12 protein-coding genes are annotated in these 19291 nt (G+C 70.2%); 3 read left to right on the forward strand and 9 right to left on the reverse strand.

The features are described from left to right. Positions 1 to 7: 7 nt before the first annotated feature. From mxcK to FMQ63_RS02840, 7 genes are all read right to left on the reverse strand, one after another. Positions 8 to 1234, reverse strand: coding sequence for a myxochelin export MFS transporter MxcK (gene mxcK, locus FMQ63_RS02810; RefSeq protein ID WP_011553659.1), 1227 nt, complete (start codon positions 1232 to 1234; stop codon positions 8 to 10). Between the two features lie 16 nt (positions 1235 to 1250). Further along, positions 1251 to 2603, reverse strand: a complete 1353-nt coding sequence (locus FMQ63_RS02815; protein ID WP_011553660.1) for a class II 3-deoxy-7-phosphoheptulonate synthase — start codon at positions 2601 to 2603, stop codon at positions 1251 to 1253. Then, a complete protein-coding gene (gene mxcG / locus FMQ63_RS02820; protein ID WP_020478742.1) occupies positions 2600 to 6940 on the reverse strand; it encodes a myxochelin non-ribosomal peptide synthetase MxcG in 4341 nt (1446 codons plus the stop codon). The genes FMQ63_RS02815 and mxcG overlap by 4 nt, the downstream gene beginning before the upstream one ends. 60 nt (positions 6941 to 7000) lie before the next feature. Further along, on the reverse strand, positions 7001 to 7900 hold the full coding sequence (locus FMQ63_RS02825; protein WP_011553662.1) for an isochorismatase family protein: 900 nt from the start codon (positions 7898 to 7900) through the stop codon (positions 7001 to 7003). A 12-nt stretch (positions 7901 to 7912) separates the two neighbouring features. Next, a complete protein-coding gene (locus tag FMQ63_RS02830) occupies positions 7913 to 9559 on the reverse strand; it encodes a (2,3-dihydroxybenzoyl)adenylate synthase (protein ID WP_011553663.1) in 1647 nt (548 codons plus the stop codon). Next, positions 9556 to 10800 (reverse strand): isochorismate synthase DhbC, encoded by a 1245-nt coding sequence (dhbC, locus tag FMQ63_RS02835; protein WP_011553664.1) that lies wholly within the window; start codon positions 10798 to 10800, stop codon positions 9556 to 9558. The genes FMQ63_RS02830 and dhbC overlap by 4 nt, the downstream gene beginning before the upstream one ends. 111 nt (positions 10801 to 10911) lie before the next feature. Then, the gene (locus FMQ63_RS02840) at positions 10912 to 11685 is read right to left on the reverse strand and encodes a 2,3-dihydro-2,3-dihydroxybenzoate dehydrogenase (RefSeq protein ID WP_011553665.1); all 774 of its coding nucleotides are present in this window, start codon (positions 11683 to 11685) and stop codon (positions 10912 to 10914) included. 363 nt (positions 11686 to 12048) lie between these two features. Here FMQ63_RS02840 and FMQ63_RS02845 point away from each other — a divergent pair, with 363 nt between their 5' ends. Together FMQ63_RS02845 and FMQ63_RS02850 are read left to right on the forward strand one after the other, a co-directional pair. Continuing rightward, positions 12049 to 14436, forward strand: coding sequence for an ABC transporter permease (locus tag FMQ63_RS02845; RefSeq protein WP_026114229.1), 2388 nt, complete (start codon positions 12049 to 12051; stop codon positions 14434 to 14436). A gap of 141 nt (positions 14437 to 14577) precedes the next feature. Continuing rightward, positions 14578 to 15105 carry a hypothetical protein gene (locus FMQ63_RS02850; RefSeq protein ID WP_225909266.1) on the forward strand — a complete coding sequence of 176 codons (528 nt, stop codon included), beginning with the start codon at positions 14578 to 14580 and terminating at the stop codon, positions 15103 to 15105. 21 nt (positions 15106 to 15126) lie between these two features. Here FMQ63_RS02850 and FMQ63_RS02855 read toward each other — a convergent pair whose 3' ends face one another. Next, positions 15127 to 17664: an ABC transporter permease gene (locus FMQ63_RS02855; protein ID WP_011553668.1), complete on the reverse strand. Its 2538-nt coding sequence runs from the start codon at positions 17662 to 17664 to the stop codon at positions 15127 to 15129. A gap of 30 nt (positions 17665 to 17694) precedes the next feature. Next, positions 17695 to 18015, reverse strand: coding sequence for a YetF domain-containing protein (locus FMQ63_RS02860; protein WP_020478740.1), 321 nt, complete (start codon positions 18013 to 18015; stop codon positions 17695 to 17697). Positions 18016 to 18112: 97 nt separating this feature from the next. On the opposite strand from FMQ63_RS02860, the gene FMQ63_RS02865 reads away from it, so the two are divergent. Next, a complete protein-coding gene (locus FMQ63_RS02865; protein ID WP_011553670.1) occupies positions 18113 to 19267 on the forward strand; it encodes an enolase C-terminal domain-like protein in 1155 nt (384 codons plus the stop codon). Positions 19268 to 19291: the final 24 nt, after the last annotated feature.

Raw genomic sequence — 19291 nt, forward strand, 5'->3', positions numbered from 1 at the left:
CTGCGATTCACCGAGGCGTGGGCGCCGCGTTGAGCGGGACGGCGCTACGGCCAAAGGTCCAGAGGATGAAGAGCGAAACGGTGGTGACGCCCACGGCGAGCCATCCGGCCAGCCCGAAGCCCACCAGCGCACCGCCAGGCGTGGTGGCCAGCATCAGGCCGCTGGCCCACGCCGCGAGCCCGGAGGCACCGTCGCTGGCGGCCATGTTCATGGCCATGTACCGCCCGCGCAGCGGCGGCGGCACCTTCGCGGAGATCAACGCGATGGTGGGGATGGGCCGCGTGGACGTCAGGGACATGAAGAGGACGAAGGCGACCATCACCACCGGCAGCGGAGCGGCGGGAAGGTGCGTGAAGCCCAGGTGCGGCACCATAGTGCCCACCAGCAGCAGCCCGAGCACCCGGGCGGGGCCAAACCGGTCCACCCAGCGGCCCACCTGACGCGCCGCGAGCAGCGTGGCGGCGCCGCCAGCCAGGTACACCCAGGGCAGGTCGGTCTGCTTCAGTCCGAGGTTTCCGACCATGAACGCGCTCAGGTACGGAATCAGCAAGAAGCTGGAGAAGGCGACGCTGAACGTCAGCAGCCAGCCCAGCGCGAAGCCCGGCGTGAAGAGCGCCGTGACGGAAGGCGCCTGACGATCCGAGTCCGTGGTGACATGCGCATCCAGTCGCGGAAGCACGGCGAGCAGCCCGAACCACAGGAGCGCCCCAAGGACGCCAATGGCCCAGAAGGGCGCGCGCCAGCCGAGCATGTTGGCCATGCCCAGGCTCAGGGGAACACCCGCCACCGCAGACAACCCGAGCGATGACATCACCGTGCCAATGGCCTGGCCCCGGCGTTCACCGGGGATGGTGTCCGCGATGATGGACATGATGACCGCGCCCATGAGGCCCGCACATCCTCCCGCGATGCTTCGGGCCACCAGCAGCCACGCGTGGCTCTGCGCCGCGCCGCAGGCCAGCGTGGCTGTGATGAACCCTCCCAGGATGACCAGCAACGTGCTTCTGCGGCCAAACCTGTCGACCCACGCGAGCCCCAGCACGCCCATGGCGGCGGAGGCCAACGTGTAGGAGGACACCAACGTTCCGAACTGCGCGGCTGACAGACTGAACAGCCGCATGAACTCCGGCCCCAGCGGCAGGACGATCATGAAGTCCAGCAAGTGGGTGAACTGCACGCCCGCCAGCAGCAGGATGAGCAGACGCTCCTGTCGCGGTGAGAACGAGGCGGTCACGAAAGGCTCCTGCGATTCAGGCCGCACGGGCTTCGTGCGTGCGAAGGGACGGCATGGATTCGGCGACGAGGAAGGCCAACTGAAGGGCCTGGTCCGCGTTGAGGCGCGGATCGCAGTGGGTGTGGTAGCGGCTGGAGAGGTCGTCTTCCGTCACGGGCTGTGGGCCGCCCAGGCATTCGGTGACGTTCTGCCCCGTCATCTCCAGGTGCAGGCCCCCGGGGTGGACGCCTTCCGCGGCGGCCGCGTCCATGAAGCCACACACCTCCGTGAGGATGCGGTCGAAGGAGCGCGTCTTGTAGCCATTGCCGGCCTTGTGGGTGTTGCCGTGCATCGGGTCGATGGACCAGATGACCGGGCGCCCGTCCCGGCGGGTGGCGGCCATGAGCCGGGGCAGCCGTTCCGCGACCAGGTCCGCGCCAAACCGCCCGATGAGGGTGATGCGGCCCGGGATGCCCTGGGGATTGAGGAGGTCCATCAGCCGGAGCACTTCGTCGGGCTCCATGGTGGGGCCACACTTGATGCCAATGGGGTTCTGGATGCCGCGCATGAACTCCACGTGGCCGCCGTCGAGCTGGCGGGTGCGCTCGCCAATCCACAGCATGTGCGCGGACGAGTCGTACCAGCCGCTGCCGTCGGGCTCGGCGCGCGTCATGGCCTCCTCCACGTTGAGGAGCAGGGCTTCGTGGCTGGTGAAGAAGTCGATGGCATTGGAGCCGCTGCGAGGCTCGGGGCTGACACCCAGCGCCCGCATGAACGACAGGGATTCGAGGATGCGGTCCGCCAGCAAGCGGTTGATGCCGCCCTGGGGCCAGCGCTGGGGCTCGGCGAGCTCCTCGTAGCCGCGCTGGGCGAAGGCTCGCAGCAGGTTCAGCGTGGCGGAGGACTGGTGATAGGCCTTGAGCAGCCGGCGCGGGTCGGGCGTTCGCGCCTGGGCGTCGAACTCCATGCCGTTGATGATGTCCCCGCGGTAGCTGGGCAGGGTGACGCCGCCCAGCGTCTCCATGGGGCTGGAGCGCGGCTTGGCGAACTGCCCGGCGATGCGGCCCACCTTCACCACCGGCCGGTTGCCGGCGAAGGTCAGCACCATGGCCATCTGCAACAGCAGCCGGTAGGTGTCCCGGATGTTGTCGGTGGTGAACTCCTTGAAGCTCTCCGCGCAGTCACCGCCTTGCAGCAGGATGGCCTTGCCTTCGGCGACCCTGGCGAGCCGGGCGGTGAGCTGGCGCGTCTCGTCCGCGAAGACGAGCGGAGGCAGGCGGGACAGCTCGGCTTCGGTCTGGACCAGGGCCTGCGCGTCCGGATAGTCCTCCGGCATGTACTTGACGGGCTTGTGCCGCCAGGAGTCTGGCGTCCAGGTGGGGTTCGTCACGGGAGTGCCGTTTCGGTTGGAAGGCGGGTTGCGGGCACGGGCGGCAGCAGGCCCCGCGCAATGCAGTAGTCGAGGTATCGGTACAGCAGCGCACGGTCCGTGGGCGGGCAGGTGATGCCCGTTCCCTCGAGCGCTTGATGGACCCGCTCACAACGGATGGGGCCCAGGCCAAACGCGGGCACGTCCGTGCCCGAGCGCAGGTCGAAAAAGGCGAGCGTGGATTGGTTCTCCCCGGTGCCGGCGCGCTCCGCCACGCGGTTGCGCCACTCACCCACGGGGCAGTGCTCCACGAGGTAGCCGTAGTCACGGACCCAGGCGAACAGCTCACGGAGCTTCACCTCGGGCGTGGGACACAGATTGAACACCGTGGGCGGGCGGGCATCGCGCGCCATCCGGACGATGGCTCCCGCCACGTAGTCCACGGGCGTCCACACCTCGGCGACGTCGAGCTGGGGCAGCGCGCCCACGGGAATTCCCGCCAGCAGGATGCGCCACACCAGGTCCTGCGGATTGACGATGGCGCTGTCGGGCGCACCCACCACGCGGCCCAGTCGATACACGGCCACGGGGAGTCCGCGCGCTCCGGCCTGCTCGACGAGCCGCTCGGCGATCCACTTGCTCTGCTGGTAGCCGTCGCGCAGGCCCGGGTGCGCGGGCACGAAGGCCTCCGGCACGTCGGGGCTGAGGTCGGTCTGCGGCGCCACGGCCAGGGTGGAGACGTAGTGGAAGGGCTTGGCGCGGACCGCGGCGGCCAGGCGCAGCAGCTCGCGGGTGCCGCGCACATTCACGGCCTGGAGGCTGCCGTATTCGCGCACCACGCTGACCACGGCGGCGTTGTGGATGACGGTGTCACACTCCGAGGCCAGCCCGTGGAAGCGCGCCTGGCTCAGGCCCAGCCAGGGCTGGGTGAGGTCCGAGGGCAGCGCCACCACGCGCTCCGTCAGGTGTTCGGGGGAGAGCTGCTGGGACGCCAGCGCGGCCTGGATGCGCTCCAGGGCGTGCGCCTCGTCGCGAGCGCGGACCAGGCACACCACGCGCGCGTCCGTCTGGCGCAGGAGCTGGTGGAGCAGGTGCGCCCCGACGAAGCCGGTGGCTCCGGTGAGGACGACCTGACGCAGCCGCGGAGACTCGGCGGAAGCCACCGTGAGCTTGGGGACGACGTCCTCGGACAGCACGGCGTCGGCGAGCATGCTCTCGGTGAGGCCCCCGGCGTCGGAGGCGCCGTCGGTGCCTTGCTCCAGCGCCTGGGCCAGTCCGGCCGCCGTCGGGTAGCGGAAGACGGTGGCGACGGGAATCTCGCGGCCCAGCTCGATGCTGAGCCGGTTGGCGACCTGGATGCTCTGGAGCGACTGGCCGCCCAGGTCGAAGAAGTCATCCTGCGCGGACGTCGTCGTCACGCCCAGTACCTCTTCCCAGACCTTCAGCACCACACGCTCCAGGGCCGTGGTTCCCGCTGTGGTGGTCGCGGCCTCTTCGGTGGGCAGCAGGCGGCGCAGCTCGGCGCGGTCCAGCTTGCCGGTGCTGGTGCGTGGCAGCCGCTCCGTGAACACGAACGTACCGGGCACCATGGGGGCAGGCAGGCCGTTCAGCAGGTGCTGCCGTAGCTCCGCCACGGTGGGCGCGGGCTGCGTGGTGACGACGTGCGCGCACAGCCGGCGCGAACCGCTGGGGAGCACCTGGCCGACGACGGCCGCCTCGCGCACGCCCGGGTGGCCGAGCAGCGCCGTTTCGACCTCGGACGGGTCGATGCGGTGGCCGCTGATCTTGAACTCGTCGTCGACGCGGCCCACGAAGACAAGTTGGCCGTCCTCGCGCAGTCGGGCCTTGTCACCCGTGCGGTAGGCGCGGGGGCTTCCCGGCAGGGCGTCGAGCGTGATGAAGCGCGTTGCCGTCAGCGCCTCGCGGCCCAGGTAGCCCCGGGCGAGCGCGCCGCCCAGCAGGTGGAGCTCGCCTTCCTCACCCGTGGGGACGATGCGGCCCTTCGCGTCGGCAATCGCCGCGCGCACGCCAGGCAGGGGGCGTCCGATGGGCACGTCTTCCCCGGCGGGCGTCACGTCGGGACCGCCGCTGAGCGTGGCGACAGTGGCCACCACGGTGGCTTCGGTGGGGCCGTAGGTGTTGAGCAGCCGGACCTTGGGACCGGCGGAGGCCCGCCAGCGGGCGACGCGCTCGGGCAAGGCGGCCTCACCGCCGATGATGACGGTGCGCAGCGAGGGCGGCAGCCGGGCCGCGCCCGTGGACATGCTGTAGGCCAGCTCGTGCCAGAAGGCCGTGGGCAGGTCCAGCAGGGTGATGCCATGTGTGGCGCAGGCTTCGAGCAGCCGGGGCACCGACTGGAGCATCTCGTCCGTGCGCAGCACCAGTGTGGCTCCGGCGCACAGGGAGACGAAGATTTCCTCCACGCTGGCATCGAAGTGCAGTGGCGCGAACTGCAGCACCCTGTCTTCGGGCGTCACCTCGTAGCGGAACGTCGCGCCCGCCACGAAGTGGGCCAGTGCGTCGTGGTCAATCTGCACGCCGTTGGGCTGGCCGGTGGAGCCGGACGTGTAGATGACGTACGCCAGCGGCGCGCCCGGCTGGGTCGCCGTGGTCGGCAGCTCCGGGTCGGCGCGCCGGTGCACCGCGAGCTGCCCGGGTGTCTGCGGAGGCATGCCGGCCGTGAGGTCCTTCACGGCGCTGCTCACCGTCAGTCGTGGCGCGGCGTCATCCAGGATGGCCTTCGTCCGGGATTCGGGGCCGAACGGGTCCACGGGGAGGTATCCCGCGCCGGAGAAGAGGACACCCAGCGTGGCCACGATGGCGTCGATGCTTCGGGGCAGTGAGACGGCCACCAGCGTGTCGGGCCGCGCGCCGTCGGCCCTCAGCCGCTCCGCGAGCGCCTGTGCGGACTGGAGCAGCGCCGCATAGGTGAGGTGGTGCTCGCCATGCTCCACGGCGATGGCATCCGGCCGCGCACGGGCCTGCTCCTTGAAGAGCTCCAGCACGGGCCGTTGCGGAATCGGCAGGGGCCCGCCATCCACGACGGAGGGCCGCGCGGGGGCAGGTGCCGCGCGCACGGGCTGCTCGGGCGAGGCCACCAGTGACTCCAACAACTGGAGGAAGCCGAGCTGGTGGGCGTCCAGGACGTCGGGGCTGTAGCAGGCGGGGTTCGCGTCGAAGTCCACGCGCAGTCCGCTGCCATCGGAGCGGGCGTACATGCCGATGGACAGGTCCTCGACGGGACCCGCGGAGAGGTTGTGGGCGAAGGCCGGCATCCCCGCGAAGCGCAGGGCGTAGTCGAACGGCATGATGTTGACCACGGGGCCGAACAGCCGCCGCTGGCCGCCCACGCGCTTCAAGTCGCGGCGAAGCTGCTCGTAGCGGTAGCGCAGGTGCGGCCTCATGGCGCGCAGCTCTGCCGCCACGTCACGGGCCATGGCGAACAAGCCGGCGTCCGGACGCACCGGGACGCGCAGCGGAACGATGTTCATGGCCATGCACGGCACGCGGATGGCGGCCGAGCCCAGGCGGGCCATCACCGGCAGACCCAGCACGATTTCGGGCGCACCGGTGTGCTGGTGCAGCCAGGCCGCCGTCGCCGCGAGCACCAGGTCCGGCCACGTGAGCCCGGCCTGCTTCGCGGCGGCCTGCATCCGCTCCAGGTCCGCGGGCGACAGGTGCCGCGTCTGGCGCACGAATCGCGGCGTCATGGGCGCGGGCTCCGCGAGCGTCACCGGCGTGGGGCCATGGGTGAAGCGCTCCACCCAGAAGGCGTGGTCCGCGGCGTGCTGCACGCCCCCCTGGTAGGCGGCGTCCTCATCGATGACGGCGCGGAGGGAGCCGAACCCGTTCGTGGCGGGCTTGCCCGTCACCCGGGCCGTGTAGAGGTCCGCCACGCGGCGGGCCACCAGCGAGAAGCCGAAGCCGTCCAGGGCGATGTGGTGGGCCCGCTGGAACCAGAAGTAACGGTCCGGCGCCGCCTTGAACAGCGCCTCAGCGAACAGCGGGCCCTGGCCCAGGTCCACCGTGCGCGTCAGGTCCTCGTGCATCCAGATCTGGGCCGCGGCCCAGGGGTCGGGCGTGTGGCTGACGTCGGCGACGTGTAGCTGCCACGACGCGCGGGGCTGCACGAACTGCACGGGGCCGGAGGCGCCGGGGACGAAGCGCGCGTGGAGCGCCTCCGCCTCGTCGATGGCCTGACGCAAGGCAGACTCGAAGTGCTCCACGACGAGCGGCCCGCGGATTTCGATGCACTCACCCGCGTTGTAGATGGCGCTCGTGAGGTCGAACTGCTGGCCGACCCAGATTCCATGCTGGGCCGCGGACAGCGGCCAACCTGCTTCGTGTGTTTCGCCCATCGCCAGGGACTCCCGTGTGTTCATGCGTCAGGGGCGCGAGGTGACTCGCGCACGGCGGAGCTACGCGGCGTTCCGGGAAGCGGGCGTGTTGCCCAGGGAGAGCAGCGTGAACCAGTCGGCGAGCGTCGGCCGTTCGGCCAGCTCCACGAAGGTGGTCTCCGCGCCAGCGGCCCGCCACTTCTCCACCAGCGTCATCAGCCGGATGGAGTCCATTCCGCGCTCGAGCAGGTTGTCGTCGTCACCCAGCGCCTCCGGCGACTCCTGGAGCAGCTCCGCCACCTCTGCGCGCACCTGCTCGCGGGTGAGTGTGCTGGACGTGGAGACGGGGCCCAGCGCGTCGAGCACCTGCTGCGTGGTGGTGGTGACGGCGCACAGCTGGGCTGCGTAGCTCAACGCGAGCTGGTGGTGCGCCAGGGAGAAGTCACCCAGCGCGTCGGCGATGAGGAAGGGCCGCACGTCGCTCATGAAGGCGTCGCTGGCCGTCTGCAGGCAGCCGATGTGCGCGTAGATACCGGAGATGAGGATCTGATCGCGGCCCAGCTTCTTCATCTGGTCCATCAGGTCCGTCTTGCGGAACGCGCTGTAGCGCCACTTGGTGAGCTGGATGTCGCCTTCGGCGGGCGTCAGCGCGTCGATGATGCGCTTCTGGTCCGGTCCGCCGTTGATGCCGCCGCCCCAGAAGTCCAGCAGCAGGCCGCGCTGCTCGGGCGTCTGGCCACCCGGTTGGGCCGAGTACACGACGGGGATGCCCAGCGCCGTGCAGTGCTGCCGCAGCCGCTGGATGTTGGCGACCAGCTCCGTCACGGGCGACTGGCCCTGCGTGAAGGCCTCCACGAAGTAGCGCTGCATGTCGTGGATGAGCAGTACGGCGCGGCTCGGGTCCGGCGTCCAGGAGACCTTGTTCTTCGGCAGGTCGGTGGTGCCGGGCATGGGATAGGGAGCGATGGCGGGGAGCGCCATGGGGAGTTCCTTTCAGCGCGTCGCGCGCGAAACCGGAGTGGGGGAGGGAGCGCCGGCGAGCACGTCGCGCAGCGCCTTCTTGCTGACCTTGCCGACGCCCGTCTTGGGGAACGCCTCGACGAACTCGACCCGGTCGGGAATCTTGAAGGCGGCCAGACCACGCTGGCGCAGGAAGGCCGTGAGCACATTGGGCGCTGGCGGCGTGCCGCGCGCGATGACGAAGGCGCAGGTGCGCTCGCCGAGGAACGCGTCCGGAACGGCGACCACCGCGGCGTCGTGCACGTCGGGGTGGGCCAGCAGATGGTTTTCCACCTCCTCGGCCGCGACCTTGTCGCCGCCCCGGTTGATCTGATCCTTGGCGCGGCCCTCCACCACCAGGTAGCCCTGGGGCGTCACGCGGACCACGTCACCGGTGTGGTAGAAGCCGTCGTCGGTGAAGGCCTTCGCGTTGTGGGCCTCCGCCTTGTAGTAGCCGCGGATGGTGTACGGCCCGCGCGTCAGCAACTGGCCCGTCTCGCCCGGCGCTACGTCTTCGCCGTCCTCGTCCACCACCCGGATTTCGTCGTCCGGGGAGATGGGCCGGCCCTGGGTGCTGACGATGACGTCCTCGGGGTCATCCAGGCGCGTGTAGTTGACCAGGCCCTCGGCCATGCCGAACACCTGCTGGAGCGTGCAGCCCAGCGTGGGCTTCACCCGCATGGCCGCCTCGGTGCTGAGGCGCGCGCCACCGACCTGGAGCACCCGCAGGCTGGCGAGCTGGTGCCGGCGCGTCTTGGCCGCGTCCATCCAGACCATGGCCAGTGGTGGCACCACCGCGGTGATGGTGACGCGCTCACGCTCGATGATCGGGAACACCGTGTCCGGGCTGGAGTTGGGCGCCAGCACCGCCGTGCCGCCCGCGTAGAAGGTGCCCAGCACGCCCGGCGAGCTGAGCGGAAAGTTGTGCGCCGCGGGCAGCGCGCACAGGTACACGCTCGTCTCGTCGAGCTGGCAGATGTCCACGCTGCCGCGCAGGCTGTAGATGTAGTCGTCGTGCGTGCGCGGGATGAGCTTGGGCACGCCCGTGCTTCCGCCGGAGAGCTGGAAGAAGGCCACGTCGCTGGGCGCGGGCCCTGGCGGCAGCGCCGTGGGCGCGGCGTACAGGCTGCTCAGTGCCGTGAAGGGGCCTGCGTCACCGGCGACGATGACGTGTTTCAGCGTCGGGCAGGTGCCGCGCACCTGCTCAGCCAGGGTGCGGTAGTCGAAGCCGGCCTGCTTGTCCGCGATGACGTAGGCCACCGCCTCCGTGAAGGCGCAGAAGTAGCCAATCTCCGAAGCGCGGTGCGCGGGAAGCGCGAACACCGGCAGCGCGCCCAGTCGGAAGAGGGCGAAGATGACCTCGAAGAACTCGGCCACGTTGGGCAGCTGCACCACCACCCGGTCCCGAGCCTGGATGCCCAGGGCATGGAAGCCGGCGGCCAGCTGGCTGACGCGGGCGTCCAGGTTGGCGTAGGTGAGGCGACGCTCTCCGGCCACCAGTGCGGTCCGCTCGCCGTGACGCTGGGCGCGTTCGTGGAGGAGCTGGCCGAACGTTTCACTGCGCCAGTAGCCAGCCTCGCGGTAGCGGGCGGCGTAGGCCTCCGGCCAGGTGGGGCAGCCAGGGAGGGCGGGGGACGTCATGACTGCACCCCGGCACCGTGGCCCAGGCCCATGGCGTGGAGCATGGTGCGGAACTTGGCCTCGGTCTCCGCCAGCTCGGACTCGGGCGTGGAGCCCACCACGATGCCCGCGCCCGCGAAGATGCGCAGGGTGCGCTCACTGGCCTCCGCGCAACGGATGGTCACCGCCCACTGCCCATCACCCGTGGCGTCGCACCAGCCCACCGTGCCGGTGTAGTAGCCGCGCTCGAAGGGCTCGATGGAGCCAATCGCCTCGTGCGCCAGCCGTGTAGGATAGCCGCACACCGCCGGCGTCGGGTGCATGGCCGCCGCCAGCGTCAGCGAGGAGATGGAGGGGTCGGCCAGCTCACCGGTGATGCGGCTGGACAGGTGCCACATGGTGGCGGTGTTCACGAGCGACGGACCGGCGGGCACGTTCAGCGTCTTGCAGTACGGCCGCAGCGCCTCCGCGACGGCGTCGATGACCACCGCGTGCTCGTGCAGGTCCTTGGGCGACTTCAGCAGCGCGGCGGCGCGCTCCTGGTCCTCCAGCGGATCCGCGCTGCGGGCCGCGGAGCCGGCCAGGGGATTGGCGACCACCTGGAACCCGGAGCGGGACACGAGCAGCTCGGGGCTGGCGCCAATGAGCGTGCGAAGTCCCGCGCCGCGGGTCCCATCCTGCTGGGGGAGGTCGGCGGCGAAGGTGTAGCCCGACGGGTTGCGCTGCGCGAGGTTGCGCAGCAGCTGCCGCAGGTCGATGGGGGCGGCGGCGTTGAGGTGCAGCGAACGTGACAGCACCACCTTCTGGAGCGGCCCGCTCTGCATCAGCTTCAGGGCCTGCGCGACGCCGTTCAGGTACGCGGCGGGCTCCGGCACCGGCTGGACGGTGTAGCTGGCGCTGAACGGCCGCTGCACCGGGACGTCCTTGTCGAACACCAGCGGCCCGGCGCGCTGGAGCGTCAGCGGCACCACGAGCTGTGCGGGTACCGAGCCGTCGAAGGGCACCGCGCCCACCGCCACGGGGATGTCGTGGTCGGCCTGGCGCGCGTCATTCAGCACCGCCGTCACGCGCACGGGGAGCCGCGCCAGGGCATCCGCGCCGCCCTGGTGTGGCACGGTAGCAAAGGTGCCGCGCGCCAGCAGCGTGCGGCGCGGCGTGGCGAAGAAGAACGAAGAGCCAGCCTCGTAGCTCTCGAGCAACTGCGCGGCGAGTGTCTGCGGTCCCATGGGGTGTTCCTGTTCCTTCGGCTCAGCGGGCGTCATGCACAGGGCGCCACATGGCGGCGCCTCGGTGGTAGTTGGTGAATTGGATCCTAGTAATCATTATCAACTCCGTGGCGGACGAGGGCCTGGGCGGGCCGCACGAGGGTGGGGTCAGGCGTCGAGTGTCGCGCCCCCGTCGACGCGGAGGTCGTGCAGGGTGATGTGGCGTGCCGCGTCCGAGACGAGGAACCGCACCGCGTTGGCGATGTCCTCGGGGGTGGCGATGCGTTGCAGGGGGATGCCCAGGCGATAGGCCTCGGGCGAGCCGGCAATCACCGCCTGCGCGCCGGAGTCATCCGCCCAGAGCGCGCGCTGCATGGCGGTGTCCGTGGAGCCGGGGGACACGACGTTGCAGCGGATGCCGTGCGGGGCCAGCTCCAGGCCCAGGCACTTGGTGAACATGCTGGAGGCGGCCTTGGAGGCGGCGTACGCGGCCATCTGCGTGCGGGGCACGGCGGCGGCGTTGGAGCCCACGGTGACGATGACACCGCTTCGGCGGGGCACCATGCGCCGGGCCACGGCGCGGGACACCTGGAACACGCCCAGCGTGTTGACGGAGAAGGTGAACGCCCAGTCCTCGTCGCTGTAGGACAGGATGGGGCCCGTGCGCAGGACGCCCGCCACGTTGGCCAGCACCTCGATAGGGCCCAGCTCCCGCTCGATGCGCTCCACCACGGCGTCGACCGCGGCGACATCACTCACGCTGGCCGGGTAGGCCACCGCGTGTTGATGCTTCTGCCGGAGCTCGGCCACGAGGGCGCTCAGGCCGTCCGCGTTGGTGTCGACCGCGGCGATGAGGGCTTCGCCCGCCAGCGCACGTGCCACTGCCGCGCCAATACCTTGTGCGGCACCTGTGACGAGTGCCACCCGGGTGGGCGTTCCCATGTCCCTGCTCCTCCTTCTGGATGCCTGCGCCCGCTTGTTGCGTCCGTAAGTAGATAATGAGAATGATTTTCATTATCGAGTCGGCGCAGATATGTGCCACGCAGCGTCAGGGGTGTCAAGAAGGGAAGTAAGGGATTGCGGGTAACGCATATTGCAATGGCCGCGCGGTCGGGCTGTCACGCATCGGGTTCCACCGTGGCGCCACGCTTCTTTTGGCCGCGTTGGAAGCGGACCGGGCTCTTGTCCGATGATGGGATTTCGCGTGCCACAGGCGAACGCGAATCACGTCCCGGCCGGGTGTACGAAGGGCCCTGTCAGGCGCGACGTTGGATGGCGTTGGAGTTGCAGTGGAGTCTGTCCTTCATGTCCCAGCTTCTTCAGGACGTTCGATTGTCCCTGCGTCGCATGCGGCGCGAGGCCACATTCACGCTGGTCATCATCACCACGCTTGCGCTGGCCATTGGCGCCACCACCGCCGTCTTCAGCGCGGTGTACCAGGTGTTACTGCGGCCGTTGCCGTACCGGGCGCCGGAGCAGTTGGTGTCGCTGTACCAGTCGACGCCCCAGCGCGAGCGGCTGGGCGTGTCGCTGCAGTCACTCCAGGCCTGGCGCGAGCGTGCGTTTGCGCTCCAAGGACTGGAGGGGCTGTCGATCCGCGACATCACCTTGGCGGGTGACGGCGAGCTGGAGCGGGTGCGGGCGGGGCGGGCAACAGCGGGCTTGTTCTCGCTCCTGGGCGTGCGGCCCTTGCTCGGACAGGACTTCCGCGCGGACAGGGACGCCAATGGCCTGCTCCTGTCGCATGCGCTGTGGCAGCGGCGCTTCGGTGGCCGCCCGGACGTGGTGGGACAGACGTTGATGGTGGATGACCAGCTCCACACGGTGGTGGGGGTATTGCCCGCGGGTTTCCGCTTCGCACCGGACGTGGAGGCGTGGAAGCCGTTGGTCCTGGGGACGGATGAGTCGGCCGGAGGGGTGTGGCTGCGCGTGGTGGGGCGCCTGCGCGAAGGCGTGTCCGCGGAGCAGGCACGCACGGAGATGACGGCCCTGGGCGCCGCGCTGGTGCGCGAGCCGGGCTTCACGGAGGAGCCTGCTGGGGTGCGGCTGGTGCCCTTGCACACGCAGGTGGTGGAGGGCTCCCAGGCGCGGCTGTGGCTCCTGGCCGGCGTCGTGGCGTTGGTGCTGCTGGTGGCCTGCGCCAACGTGGCCAACCTGTTGCTGGCGCGGGCTTCCGCGCGGGAGCGCGAGGTGTCAGTGCGCGCCGCCCTGGGCGCGGGCCGAGGGCGGCTGGTGCGGCAGTTCCTGGTGGAGAGCGGGATGCTGGCGCTCGTGGGCGGCGCCGCCGGACTGGTCCTGGCGATGTGGGGCATGGATCTGCTGCGCGCGCTCATGCCGCCTCAGTTCGTGGATGCCGAGGCTCTCCGCCTGCAGCCGCATGTCCTGGGCATCGCGCTGGTTCTCTCGGTGGTGACCAGCCTGCTCTTTGGCCTGGTCCCCGCGCTGCGGGTGTCGCGCGCGGATGCGCGGGGCGCGCTGGGCGGGCTGCGAGGTGGCGCAGGGGCCACGCGGGGCGAAGGCGGGCGCGTGGTGCTGGTGGTCGCGCAGGTGGCCTTGGCACTGATTCCGCTGGTGGGCGCGGGCCTGATGCTGCGCACCGTCCATGCCTTGAGCGTGGTGCCGCTGGGCTTCAATCCCCAGGGCGTCACCGTGGTGGACCTCTCCCTGCCATCGGCGAAGTACCGGGACGAGACCGTCCAACGGGCCCTCTTCTCCAGCGTGTTGGAGCGGGTGCGCGCGCTTCCAGGCGTGACGTCCGCGGGCATGTCCAGCACGGTGCCCCTGTGGGGACGCAATGGTCTGGCGCCGGTGCTGCTGCCGGGCGAGGCGGCATCACAGGCGGACTCCCGGGAGTTGGTCCACTTCCGCACCACCAGCGACGGCTACTTCAACACCCTGGGCATCCCGCTGAAGGAAGGGCGCACCATCGAAGCCTGGAATGGGCCGGGCACCGCGCCGGTGGTCGTGGTGAACGAGACGTTCGCCCGGCGCTACTTCCCCGGGCGGAGCGCGGTGGGACAGCGCGTGCAACTGGTGCTCGACGGTGAGGCCTTCCGCGAAATCGTGGGCGTGGTGGGGGATGTCCAGCACAACAGCCTGGATGCGCCCCCGGTCAGCGAAGCCTTCGTCCCCATGGGACAGCTCTGGGGACTGCACATGCTGCTCACCGTGCGAGCCTCGCAGGACGCTGTTGCGCTTGTCCCGGTGCTGCGCGAGCAGCTTCGCGCCGTGGCCCCCGAGCTCCCGAGAGTCTCCGTGCGCTCTCTGGAATCGGTCGTGGACGCCAGCCTGGGCCACACGAAGGTGCTGGGTTCGCTGCTGGTGGCCCTGGCGGTGCTGGGGCTGGTGCTCGCGGGCGTGGGGCTCTACGGCGTGTTGTCCTATTCGGTCAGTCAGCGGACGCGCGAGCTGGGCATCCGCATGGCATTGGGCGCGACCGGGCAATATCTGGTGTGGCGCGTGGTGGGGCAGGGGCTTCGGATGGCCGTGGCCGGCGTCCTCCTGGGGCTTGTCGGCGCCGCCGTGTTCGCGCGCAGCCTGTCCAGTGTCCTGTATGGCGTGAGCGCGTTCGACATCGTCACCTTCGCGGCCGTGCCCGTGCTGCTCGCCGCAGTGGCGTTGCTGGCCAGTTGGCTGCCCGCGCGCCGCGTCACCCGCGTGCCGCTGCACGAGGCGCTGCGCTCGGACGACTGAGGAAGTCTCCGGGACGTTCGATGCACGCTATCGGCGATTCGCGAGCCGGCTTAGGACTGGGGACAACCTGGCTGGAGGTGCCGCGCGATGAGGAAGGTGAGTCCCACCGGAAAGCCCGTGCCGGGAAACCGTGGTGCCCTGGTGGCAGTCTTGCAGCGGGACTTGTCGGGCACCCTCCGGATGGGGACCGTCTTCGGTGTCCTCGGGCTGGTGGCCGTCGTGGCTGGCTGGACGTCCATGGAGCAACTGATTGACGCCGGGCGTCGTGAGTTGGCGTATCGCGTGTTGCTCGTCTTCTTGGGGGTGCCCGCCATCATGGGTGGGCTGCTGTGCTGGTGGCTCGCGCCCCGCAAAACGCGCAGGCTCGTGCGAAGCGTGGAATCGGACGAGCGGACCCCGATGCTGATGTCGGTGGAGCGCAAGGTCTTCGGGAGTGGAAGCGACGAAATCGTCCACTTCGTGGCCACGCTGTACAGCCTGAGCGCCCATCATCTGGTGTTGAGGGACGTGCGCCTGCGCCACGGGAACAATTGCCTGGCGTATCCCTACGACGAAGGTGTCTCCAAGGTGCCGGTGGATGTCTATGGAAGGCCTGGCGAAGGGCCGGTCGTCATCGATGCGGGCTGGGGATTCCTGCTCCCCTCCAACCGGACCTATCCCTGGTTCTAGGAGCCCGCGGGCCCGCCTTCCTCAGTCGTACTTGAGCGCGATGATGGGGTCCACGCGCGAGGCACGCAGCGCGGGCACCCAGGTTGCCACCAGTCCCACGCCCAGCAGCACCAGCGGCGCGGCGACGAAGGACAGCGGGTCCAGGGCGCTGACGCCGTGGACGAAGCCGGACACCACCCGCGTCAGCGCCAGCGCACCCGCGCACCCCAGCACCACCCCGCCCGCCACCGAGCCCAGGCCCTGTCGGAGCACCAGCCTCACCACATCGCCCCGCGTAGCGCCGAGCGCCAGTCGCACGCCCATCTCCCGCGTCCGCTGGCTCACCAGATAGGACAACACGCCGTAGATGCCCACTGCGGCCAGCGCGAGCGCCAGCGCCGCCATCATCCCCAGCAACATCATGTTGAAGCGCTCGGAGCCGAGCGAGCGCGCGACGTGGTCCTCCAACTTCAGCGTCTCCATCACCGGTTGCTGCGCGTCCACCGCCCACACCTCGCGCTGGGCGGCCGTTACGATGTCCGCGTGGCCGCCCCTGGCGCGCACCAGCAGGTTCTGCGGAATCATCCGCACGATCATCGACGCGACGCCCTGCGACATCTGTCCCGGCGGCAGGTACAGCACCGGGGGAGCCTCGTCATTCAGGCCGTCCTCGCGCACGTCCCGCACCACGCCCACCACGACGCGGGGCACCACGTCCCGGAGGGACGGCACCGAATGCGCCACCCGGATGCGCTGGCCGAGGGGGTCCTCGCCCGGCCAGAACCTGCGCGCCGCCGTCTCGTTGATGACCACCACCGGCTCCGTGCCCGCCACGTCGTTCTCCGCCAGCAGCCGCCCGCGGACGAGGCCGATGCGCATCACACCGAAGTAGTCCGGCGTCACCGGGCGGTACTGCCCCCAGCCCGCGCCGGGGCCGTTGTCATCCCCCGTGTACTTGCCCTCGATGGAGAACGACATGCTGGGGCCCCGGTCCATGGGCAACGACGTGGCGAACCCGACCGCCTCCACGCCAGGCAACGACCGCACGCGCTCCACCACCTGCGTCTCGAAGCGCTCCAGTGCCTGCAACGTGCCGTAGCGTCCCTCCGGGAGCGACAGCCGCAGCACGTGGACGCCGTGCGGGTCGAAGCCCGGCTGCACGCGCTGGAGCGCGGAGAACCCGCGGATGAGCAGCGCCGCGCCCACCAGCAGCATCACCGCCAACGCCACCTGACCCACCACCAGGAACGCGCGCGTGCGCCCACCCCCTGGGCCCAGGGTCGCCCGCTGGCTGCCCTCGCGGAGCGCCATCTGGAGGTCCGTGCGCGACGCTTGCCACGCGGGCAACAGCCCGAACAACAGGCCCGTGAGGAGCGACGCGGCCAGCGAGAAGCCCAACACCGTGCCATCGATGCCCACCTGCGCGCCCGCGAGCCCTCCGTCCCCGGGCAGCAGACCCGAGGTGTCCGGCGCCAGCGACAACAACCCGGGCATCACCGCCATGGCCAACAGCACCCCGAGCCCTCCGCCGGCCACGGAGAGCAAGAGGCTCTCCGTGAGCATCTGCCGCGCGAGCCGCCCCGGCGCCGCGCCCAACGCCGCGCGCACCACCAGTTCGCGGTTGCGCGCCGCCGCCCGCGCGAGCTGGAGGTTTGCCAGGTTGACACATGCGATGAGCAACACCAGGCTCACCGCGCCCATCAGCACCCAGAGCGCCAACCGCGTGTCGCCCGCGAGGAACGCCCGCAGGTCCACCGGGGCGAACTCCTGGCCCTCATCAAGCAGGGCCGGGTTCTCCGCGCGCACGCGTCCCCCCAATGTCTCCAGCGCCGCCGCCGCGCCGTCGGTCGAGATGCCCGGGCGCAGCCTGCCGGTGACGAAGAGGAAGTGGGAGTTGGTCCGGTCCGTGAGGTCGAGCTGGAGCGGCGTCCACAGGTGCACGCCCGTGGGGTACGCGAACGACGCGGGCGCCACGCCCACCACCGTATAGGGCTCGTCGTTGAGGACGATGGAGCGGCCCACCACGTCCGGCGCGCCGCCGAAGCGCCGCCGCCACAGGCTCTCGCTGAGGACGACCACGCGAGGCCCGCCCACCACATCCTCCTCCGGCAGGAAGCCGCGTCCCAGCCTCGGCCTCACGCCGAAGGTCTCGAAGAAGTCCGCCGTCACGCGCATGCCCGGCAATCGCTCCGGCATGCCGTCGCCCACGGCGCTGAAGCCCGAAGGCAGCACCTCGTAGGCCGCGACGCGCGAGAAGGGCGACCCCTCCGCGGACATCCACACGTATCCGGCGATGGACTGCGACGCCGACCGCCCGTGGTCCTTGGTGACTCGCACCACCTGCATCAGCCGGTCTGGCTCCGGGTACGGCAGCGGCCGCAGCAGCACTCCGTTCACCACGCTGAAGATGGCCGTGTTCGCCCCGATGGCCAGGGCCAGCGTCAGGAGACAGACCAGCGTGAACCCACGATTCTTCAGCAAGAGCCGGAGAGAGAAACGGACATCCTCGATAAGGGCGGACACGGGGGAACCTCGGGGGGCGTGTGTTTGCCCTACGGCGCACGATGAGGGCCATTGCACTGGCGGCTGGACAAGCGGTGGACCCGCAACTTACCTGAGTGTGGCGCTTCCCTCTTCGCGGAAGAGGAAGGTCACCTTGCCATTCGGTTCGAGGAATGCCGCGTGTACGGCACTCAGGTCGCCACGGCCATGCGCGCGCAGGTGGCTGAGAAGCTCCTTGTGGGAGATGCGCGTCTTGCGCAGGTTGCCGTGCACCAGGGCAAGGTCGAAGCTTACGTAGCGGCTCAGCTCCTTGCGTCCAACCAACCGCAGGACGAACTGCACGAAGAGGAACACCAGCGAGACGCGGATGATGACCTCAAAGGGGTGCAGGTCCGGCACCCAGAGGCCATGCCAGTCAATAGGCTTCATGTTGGAATGCTGCCCACGCGCGCCCCCTCCGGTTGGCGTGGGAGCTCTCACCCAGACATCCCCAGGGCAGCCGGAGCGGGCAAGGACTCTCTCAAGGATGATGGGGGCGGGGGCTGATGCACGGGGAGAGACCATGGTCCAGAGGCTCAGCGAGGCGGTGCCCATCGAGCGCTGCGAGGTTTCTGCGTACGAGGTCCCAACGGACGCGCAGGAGGCGGACGGCACCATCGAGTGGGACAGCACGACGCTCGTGGTGGTGGAGTTGACGGCGGGAGGCACGCGCGGGCTCGGCTACACGTACGCGGACGCGTCGGCGGCGAGCCTCATCCGCTGCTCGCTCATCCGGGCGCTTGAGGGACACGACGTGATGGACGTGCCGGCGCGGATGCGCTCATTGCTGAGGCAGGTCCGCAACAAGGGGAGGCCGGGGCTGGTGGCCATGGCGCTCTCCGCGGTGGACGTGGCGTTGTGGGACACGAAGGCGCGCTTACTGGACGTGCCGCTGGTGCGGTTGCTGGGCGCCTCAAGGGATGCGGCACCTGTCTACGGCAGCGGGGGCTTTACCTCGTACTCCATCGAGCGGCTCCAGGCGCAGCTCGCCGGCTGGGTGGAGCAGGGGATTCCACGAGTGAAGATGAAGGTGGGCAGCCACCCCGAGGAGGACCCAGCCCGGGTGGAGGCCGCGCGGCGCGCCATCGGGCCACGCGCGGAGCTCTTCGTGGATGGCAACGGTGCATACACGGTGCCGCAGGCCCTCTTGCTCGCGGAGCGCTTCGTAGCGCACGGCGTCTCCTGGTTCGAAGAGCCCGTCTCCAGTGATGACCTGGAGGGGCTCCACCGCCTGCGAGCTCGCGTCCCCGCCGGCATGGCCGTGGCGGCGGGCGAGTATGGGGACAGCGGCCTCTACTTCCGGCGCATGCTGGAGGCAGGCGCGGTGGATGTTCTCCAGGCGGACGCCACGCGCTGCCTGGGCATCAGCGGGTTCCTTCAGGCAGACGCGCTGTGCGATGCGTTCGGCGTGCCTCTCTCTGCCCACTGCGCCCCCGCGCTCCATGCCCATGTGGCGTGCGCGGCGCGGCGACTGGTGCACATCGAGTACTTTCACGACCACGCACGTTTGGAGCGGATGCTCTTCGACGGCGTGGCTTCGGTCAGGCATGGGACGCTCGCGCCGGACCTGTCACGTCCGGGCCTGGGGCTGGAGTTGAAGCGGGCGGACGCGGCCCGCTACGAGGTGGGCGCCCCCTCCTGAGGCACGTCATCCTGGGCGGGCTGC

The sequence above is a fragment of the Myxococcus sp. CA005 genome, from assembly GCF_006518205.1.
Lineage (GTDB): Bacteria > Myxococcota > Myxococcia > Myxococcales > Myxococcaceae > Myxococcus > Myxococcus xanthus.

What these genes read in the sequence shown, in the direction of transcription:
- mxcG (WP_020478742.1), bottom strand. Translation starts at nt 6,940, where the DNA reads ATGGGCGAAACACACGAAGCAGGTTGGCCGCTGTCCGCGGCCCAGCAT.
- FMQ63_RS02825 (WP_011553662.1), bottom strand. Translation starts at nt 7,900, where the DNA reads ATGGCGCTCCCCGCCATCGCTCCCTATCCCATGCCCGGCACCACCGAC.
- FMQ63_RS02830 (WP_011553663.1), bottom strand. Translation starts at nt 9,559, where the DNA reads ATGACGTCCCCCGCCCTCCCTGGCTGCCCCACCTGGCCGGAGGCCTAC.
- dhbC (WP_011553664.1), bottom strand. Translation starts at nt 10,800, where the DNA reads ATGACGCCCGCTGAGCCGAAGGAACAGGAACACCCCATGGGACCGCAG.
- FMQ63_RS02840 (WP_011553665.1), bottom strand. Translation starts at nt 11,685, where the DNA reads ATGGGAACGCCCACCCGGGTGGCACTCGTCACAGGTGCCGCACAAGGT.
- FMQ63_RS02845 (WP_026114229.1), top strand. Translation starts at nt 12,049, where the DNA reads ATGTCCCAGCTTCTTCAGGACGTTCGATTGTCCCTGCGTCGCATGCGG.
- FMQ63_RS02860 (WP_020478740.1), bottom strand. Translation starts at nt 18,015, where the DNA reads ATGAAGCCTATTGACTGGCATGGCCTCTGGGTGCCGGACCTGCACCCC.
- FMQ63_RS02865 (WP_011553670.1), top strand. Translation starts at nt 18,113, where the DNA reads ATGATGGGGGCGGGGGCTGATGCACGGGGAGAGACCATGGTCCAGAGG.